Source organism: Streptomyces sp. DI166, assembly GCF_900091315.1.
In the GTDB taxonomy this organism is placed as follows: Bacteria; Actinomycetota; Actinomycetes; order Streptomycetales; family Streptomycetaceae; genus Streptomyces; species Streptomyces fuscus.
Genome location: NZ_FLSP01000223.1, coordinates 1 through 1,790 on the forward strand (window position 1 = coordinate 1; position 1,790 = coordinate 1,790).

Annotated in this window: 1 protein-coding gene; it reads right to left on the bottom strand. The window is 73.3% G+C overall.

All coding sequences use genetic code 11. The annotated features are described in order from the left end of the window. The coding region (locus tag GA0115233_RS39935) for an ATP-dependent helicase (protein ID WP_255310525.1) at positions 1–1,785 on the bottom strand (1,785 nt) is incomplete at its 3' end. Positions 1,786–1,790: the final 5 nt, after the last annotated feature.

Genomic DNA, 1,790 nt, shown 5'->3' on the forward strand with positions numbered 1-1,790 from the left:
GGGGCGGCCGCCGGGCGAGCGGGCCAGGGACCAGGAGACATGGAGGTGCTCCCGGGCGCGGGTGACGCCGACATAGAGGAGGCGGCGCTCCTCCTCGATCTGCTCGTCGGTCCTGGCGTAGGTGATCGGGATCATGCCCTCGGCCACTCCGACCAGGAAGACCACGTCCCATTCCAGGCCCTTGGCCGAGTGCAGGGAGGCGAGGGTGACGCCCTGCACGGTCGGGGCGTGCTGGGCGTTGGCCCGCTCGTCGAGCTCGGCGACGAGGTCGCCGAGGGTGGCGCCGGGCTTGGCGGCGGCGAAGTCGTGGGCGAGGTTGACCAGGGCGGCCAGCGACTCCCAGCGCTCCCTGACCGCGCCGGAGCCGGCCGGGGGCTCGGGAGTCCAGCCCTCGCCGGAGAGCACGGCACGCACCTGGGAGGGCAGGTCGACGGCGCCGTCGAGGAGGGAGTCGTTGCCGCCGAAGCGGGCCGCTCCGCGCAGCGCGATCCCGGCCTTGCGCACCTCGGGGCGGTCGAAGAAGCGCTCCGCCCCGCGCAGCTGGTAGGGGATCCCGGCGTCCGCGAGGGCCTGCTCGTAGGTCTCGGACTGGGAGTTGGTGCGGAACAGGACGGCGATCTCGGCGGCCGGGATGCCGGAGTCGAGCAGTTCGCGCACGCGCCGGGCGGCACCCTCGGCCTCGGCGGGCTCGTCGGTGTACTCGGTGTAGACGGGCTCCGGGCCGGGCTCGCGCTGGGAGATCAGCTCCAGACGGTGGTCGGCGGCGCGGCCCCTGGCCTGGGCGAGCAGGCCGTTGGCGAGGTGAACGACCTGGGGCGTGGAGCGGTAGTCGCGGACGAGCTTGACGACAGTGGCACCGGGGTGGCGGATGCGGAAGTCGAGCAGATGGTCCGGGGTGGCGCCGGTGAACGAGTAGATCGTCTGGCTGGCGTCGCCCACCACGCACAGGTTGTCGCGCTCGCCGAGCCACAGCTCCAGCAGGCGCTGCTGGAGGGGGCTGACGTCCTGGTACTCGTCGACCACGAAGTGCTGGTACTGGGAGCGGACCTGCTCGGCGATGTCGTGCCGGTCCTGGAGGATCGCCACGGTGAGCAGCAGGACGTCCTCGAAGTCGATGACGCCGCGCTCGCGCTTGAGGTCCTCGTAGGCGGCGTAGAGCTGGGCGATCTCGGCGGGGTCGCGGGGGGCCTCGCGTCCGGCCTTGGCGGCGGCCGGGCCGTAGTCGGCGGGGACGGTCTGGGTGACCTTGGCCCATTCGATCTCGCCGGTGGTGTCCCGCAGCTCTCCGCGGTCCAGGCGGATGCGGCAGGCGGCGGCCGCGTCCGCGACGAGCTGCACCTTGCGGTCCACGAGCCGGGGCATGGCGCCACCGATCGCTTTCGGCCAGAAGTACTGGAGCTGCCGCAGGGCCGCCGAGTGGAACGTGCGGGCCTGGACCCCGGCGGCGCCGAGCTGGCGGAGCCGCCCGCGCATCTCTCCGGCGGCGCGGTTGGTGAAGGTGACGGCGAGCACGCTGGAGGGCTGGAGGATCCCGGCGCGCACGCCGTAGGCGATGCGGTGGGTGATCGCCCGGGTCTTGCCCGTACCGGCTCCGGCCAGCACGCACACCGGGCCGTGCAGCGCGGTGGCGACCTCGCGCTGCTCGGGGTCGAGCCCGTCGAGCACCGCGTCGGCCGAGTCCGGTGCCTGCGGGAAGAGCGGGGAGTGCGTTGCTGCTGTCACACCGCCATGCTGCCAGGTCGCCGGGGACGGATGAGCCGGTTGTCCACAGGCTTGGCCTCGCAGTCGTA